Source organism: Escherichia sp. WS3063, from assembly GCF_046486595.1.
Classification (GTDB): Bacteria; Pseudomonadota; Gammaproteobacteria; order Enterobacterales; family Enterobacteriaceae; genus Escherichia; species Escherichia coli.
In genome coordinates, this window is sequence record NZ_JBJQKY010000053.1 from 1 (window position 1) to 4,381 (window position 4,381).

6 protein-coding genes and 1 pseudogene are annotated in these 4,381 nt (G+C 62.6%); 3 read left to right on the top strand and 4 right to left on the bottom strand.

Features of this window, described 5'->3' with window-relative positions:
* Nucleotides 1-247, bottom strand: a pseudogene (locus ACJHYW_RS24865) (hypothetical protein); the annotation flags it as partial.
* Here ACJHYW_RS24865 and ACJHYW_RS24870 point away from each other — a divergent pair.
* Together ACJHYW_RS24870 and ACJHYW_RS24875 are read left to right on the top strand one after the other, a co-directional pair.
* Nucleotides 219-653: an isochorismatase family cysteine hydrolase gene (locus tag ACJHYW_RS24870; RefSeq protein WP_223963367.1), complete on the top strand. Its 435-nt coding sequence runs from the start codon at nucleotides 219-221 to the stop codon at nucleotides 651-653. The pseudogene ACJHYW_RS24865 and the gene ACJHYW_RS24870 overlap by 29 nt on opposite strands.
* Nucleotides 654-790: 137 nt before the next feature.
* Nucleotides 791-1,675: a DMT family transporter gene (locus ACJHYW_RS24875; RefSeq protein WP_000058717.1), complete on the top strand. Its 885-nt coding sequence runs from the start codon at nucleotides 791-793 to the stop codon at nucleotides 1,673-1,675.
* A gap of 31 nt (nucleotides 1,676-1,706) precedes the next feature.
* Here the strand turns inward: ACJHYW_RS24875 and tet(A) are convergent, their stop codons facing one another.
* Nucleotides 1,707-2,906, bottom strand: coding sequence for a tetracycline efflux MFS transporter Tet(A) (tet(A), locus tag ACJHYW_RS24880; protein ID WP_001493765.1), 1,200 nt, complete (start codon nucleotides 2,904-2,906; stop codon nucleotides 1,707-1,709).
* 105 nt (nucleotides 2,907-3,011) lie between these two features.
* Here tet(A) and tetR(A) point away from each other — a divergent pair, with 105 nt between their 5' ends.
* A complete protein-coding gene (tetR(A), locus tag ACJHYW_RS24885) occupies nucleotides 3,012-3,662 on the top strand; it encodes a tetracycline resistance transcriptional repressor TetR(A) (protein WP_001493764.1) in 651 nt (216 codons plus the stop codon).
* Nucleotides 3,663-3,693: 31 nt separating this feature from the next.
* Here tetR(A) and ACJHYW_RS24890 read toward each other — a convergent pair whose 3' ends face one another.
* Together ACJHYW_RS24890 and ACJHYW_RS24895 are read right to left on the bottom strand one after the other, a co-directional pair.
* Nucleotides 3,694-3,936, bottom strand: coding sequence for a transposase (locus ACJHYW_RS24890; RefSeq protein WP_000844627.1), 243 nt, complete (start codon nucleotides 3,934-3,936; stop codon nucleotides 3,694-3,696).
* Nucleotides 3,937-3,993: 57 nt separating this feature from the next.
* Nucleotides 3,994-4,381 (bottom strand): Tn3 family transposase (locus ACJHYW_RS24895; RefSeq protein ID WP_039022898.1); only part of this gene is annotated, 388 nt, incomplete at its 5' end.

Below are 4,381 nucleotides of genomic sequence, written 5' to 3' on the forward strand. Positions count from 1 at the left end.
GCAAACGCTCTTCCAGGTACTGGTCGCTGTTCGGGTTGATCGCCAGGGGCAGGGCCTGCTCGCGCTTGAGTGCGGCGAACTTCTCGGCCGGCAGCAGGTAGTCGTCGAAGTCGCGGAACTGCCGCGAGCCCTTGACCCAGATGTCGCCGGAGCGCAGGGCGTTCTTCAGCTCGGACAGGGCGCAGATTTCGTAGAATTTCCGGTCGAGGCCTTCCGGGGTGATCACCAGCGGCTTCCAGCACGCCTTGCGCGGCCGGCCCGTGCTGTTCCCCAACTTTTCGCTCGGCGAAGAGTATGAACATGCGCCGCCGGCGACGAATCGCCAAATCTCACCGTATCTCCCGAGCGGACGATTTCGCACCGGTCTGCCCGTCGAAGGGCTTGCGATCGAACGGGGCGACCTTTTCTATGCATGTCCGCGAGCCAGCGTCTTTTATGGCACGGCGCTCGACGCCGACCTTCGGACGCGCGGCGTAAGCACGCTTGTCATGGCCGGGATAAGCACCACCGGCGTTGTTCTTTCAAGCGTCGCCTGGGCTAGTGATGCGGACTACGACGTGCGTTTGGTCCAGGACTGCTGCTACGACCCGGATCGGGATGCCCACGAAGCTCTGTTGCGTTCCGGGTTCGGCGGACGTGTACAGGTCGTGTAATTTTCGGGCCTCGCATGATCGCGGCCATAGCCGCAGGTGGATTGGTGCGAGGCAGGGCCAGTCCAAGTCAGGGTGCGGTCATCGCGGCGCCTGCAACTCTCAAAAACCCATCGCCGTAGCGGAGGTCTTGTAATCGCATGTCATTACGCACGCCCGATTTATTGTTCACAGCGATAGCACCTGCCATTTGGGGCAGCACCTACATTGTCACCACCCAATACCTGCCGAACTTCTCACCGATGACGGTCGCGATGCTGCGGGCGTTGCCGGCGGGTTTATTGCTCGTGATGATCGTCCGACAGATTCCAACGGGAATCTGGTGGATGCGCATCTTCATCCTCGGCGCACTTAATATTTCGCTATTCTGGAGCTTGTTGTTTATTTCGGTCTACCGCCTGCCGGGCGGGGTCGCGGCGACGGTAGGCGCTGTGCAGCCGCTGATGGTCGTGTTCATCTCTGCCGCTCTGCTAGGTAGCCCGATACGATTGATGGCGGTCCTGGGGGCTATTTGCGGAACTGCGGGCGTGGCGCTGTTGGTGTTGACACCAAACGCAGCGCTAGATCCTGTCGGCGTCGCAGCGGGCCTGGCGGGGGCGGTTTCCATGGCGTTCGGAACCGTGCTGACCCGCAAGTGGCAACCTCCCGTGCCTCTGCTCACCTTTACCGCCTGGCAACTGGCGGCCGGAGGACTTCTGCTCGTTCCAGTAGCTTTAGTGTTTGATCCGCCAATCCCGATGCCTACAGGAACCAATGTTCTCGGCCTGGCGTGGCTCGGCCTGATCGGAGCGGGTTTAACCTACTTCCTTTGGTTCCGGGGGATCTCGCGACTCGAACCTACAGTTGTTTCCTTACTGGGCTTTCTCAGCCCGGGGACCGCCGTGTTGCTAGGATGGTTGTTCTTGGATCAGACGCTGAGTGCGCTTCAAATCATCGGCGTCCTGCTCGTGATCGGGAGTATCTGGCTGGGCCAACGTTCCAACCGCACTCCTAGGGCGCGTATAGCTTGCCGGAAGTCGCCTTGACCCGCATGGCATAGGCCTATCGTTTCCACGATCAGCGATCGGCTCGTTGCCCTGCGCCGCTCCAAAGCCCGCGACGCAGCGCCGGCAGGCAGAGCAAGTAGAGGGCAGCGCCTGCAATCCATGCCCACCCGTTCCACGTTGTTATAGAAGCCGCATAGATCGCCGTGAAGAGGAGGGGTCCGACGATCGAGGTCAGGCTGGTGAGCGCCGCCAGTGAGCCTTGCAGCTGCCCCTGACGTTCCTCATCCACCTGCCTGGACAACATTGCTTGCAGCGCCGGCATTCCGATGCCACCCGAAGCAAGCAGGACCATGATCGGGAACGCCATCCATCCCCGTGTCGCGAAGGCAAGCAGGATGTAGCCTGTGCCGTCGGCAATCATTCCGAGCATGAGTGCCCGCCTTTCGCCGAGCCGGGCGGCTACAGGGCCGGTGATCATTGCCTGGGCGAGTGAATGCAGAATGCCAAATGCGGCAAGCGAAATGCCGATCGTGGTCGCGTCCCAGTGAAAGCGATCCTCGCCGAAAATGACCCAAAGCGCGGCCGGCACCTGTCCGACAAGTTGCATGATGAAGAAGACCGCCATCAGGGCGGCGACGACGGTCATGCCCCGGGCCCACCGGAACGAAGCGAGCGGGTTGAGAGCCTCCCGGCGTAACGGCCGGCGTTCGCCTTTGTGCGACTCCGGCAAAAGGAAACAGCCCGTCAGGAAATTGAGGCCGTTCAAGGCTGCCGCGGCGAAGAACGGAGCGTGGGGGGAGAAACCGCCCATCAGCCCACCGAGCACAGGTCCCGCGACCATCCCGAACCCGAAACAGGCGCTCATGAAGCCGAAGTGCCGCGCGCGCTCATCGCCATCAGTGATATCGGCAATATAAGCGCCGGCTACCGCCCCAGTCGCCCCGGTGATGCCGGCCACGATCCGCCCGATATAGAGAACCCAAAGGAAAGGCGTCGTCGCCATGATGGCGTAGTCGACAGCAGCGCCGGCCAGCGAGACGAGCAAGACCGGCCGCCGCCCGAAACGATCCGACAGCGCGCCCAGCACAGGTGCGCAGGCAAATTGCATCAACGCATACAGCGCCAGCAGAATGCCATAGTGGGCGGTGACGTCGTTCGAGTGAACCAGATCGCGCAGGAGGCCCGGCAGCACCGGCATAATCAGGCCGATGCCGACAGCGTCGAGCGCGACAGTGCTCAGAATTACGATCAGGGGTCTGTTGGGTTTCACGTCTGGCCTCCGGACCAGCCTCCGCTGGTCCGATTGAACGCGCGGATTCTTTATCACTGATAAGTTGGTGGACATATTATGTTTATCAGTGATAAAGTGTCAAGCATGACAAAGTTGCAGCCGAATACAGTGATCCGTGCCGCCCTGGACCTGTTGAACGAGGTCGGCGTAGACGGTCTGACGACACGCAAACTGGCGGAACGGTTGGGGGTTCAGCAGCCGGCGCTTTACTGGCACTTCAGGAACAAGCGGGCGCTGCTCGACGCACTGGCCGAAGCCATGCTGGCGGAGAATCATACGCATTCGGTGCCGAGAGCCGACGACGACTGGCGCTCATTTCTGATCGGGAATGCCCGCAGCTTCAGGCAGGCGCTGCTCGCCTACCGCGATGGCGCGCGCATCCATGCCGGCACGCGACCGGGCGCACCGCAGATGGAAACGGCCGACGCGCAGCTTCGCTTCCTCTGCGAGGCGGGTTTTTCGGCCGGGGACGCCGTCAATGCGCTGATGACAATCAGCTACTTCACTGTTGGGGCCGTGCTTGAGGAGCAGGCCGGCGACAGCGATGCCGGCGAGCGCGGCGGCACCGTTGAACAGGCTCCGCTCTCGCCGCTGTTGCGGGCCGCGATAGACGCCTTCGACGAAGCCGATCCGGACGCAGCGTTCGAGCAGGGACTCGCGGTGATTGTCGATGGATTGGCGAAAAGGAGGCTCGTTGTCAGGAACGTTGAAGGACCGAGAAAGGGTGACGATTGATCAGGACCGCTGCCGGAGCGCAACCCACTCACTACAGCAGAGCCATGTAGACAACATCCCCTCCCCCTTTCCACCGCGTCAGACGCCCGTAGCAGCCCGCTACGGGCTTTTTCATGCCCTGCCCTAGCGTCCAAGCCTCACGGCCGCGCTCGGCCTCTCTGGCGGCCTTCTGGCGCTCCTGCTGCGGCGTCCGCTCGTGGGCCGTGGCGCGGGTCCGCGCGCCGGCCTCGTGCGCCTGGCGCTCGCGGGCGAGGTCCAGGGCGGCCGTCTTCACGTTCTGCCTTGCGCAGATGAGATAGGGGAGCCCGCAGAATTCGGAAAAAATCGTACGCTAAGGTTTTCCGGGCATCCGTAAGGGCCGAAACTTCCCGTCTTCCAGTCTGCGGCTCTGCCGCCAGACGTAATCGCCGGTTAGGTTGATGTGCTCCCAGCCCAGCGGCGACAGGAATTGCAGCAGCTCGCCGTCCACCGGCTTGCCGGCCTCGACCAACCCCTGGGTGGCGCGTTCCAGGTACACCGTGTTCCACAGCACGATAGCCGCCGTCACCAGGTTGAGGCCGCTGGCCCGGTAGCGCTGCTGCTCGAAGCTCCGATCCCTGATTTCCCCAAGGCGGTTGAAGAACACCGCCCTGGCCAGCGAGTTGCGCGCCTCACCTTTGTTCAGGCCGGCATGCACGCGGCGGCGCAGTTCAACACTTTGCAGCCAGTCCAGGATGAAC

Excerpts from the sequence above, each read along its gene's own strand:
- ACJHYW_RS24875 (WP_000058717.1), top strand. The coding sequence starts at position 791 with ATGTCATTACGCACGCCCGATTTATTGTTCACAGCGATAGCACCTGCC.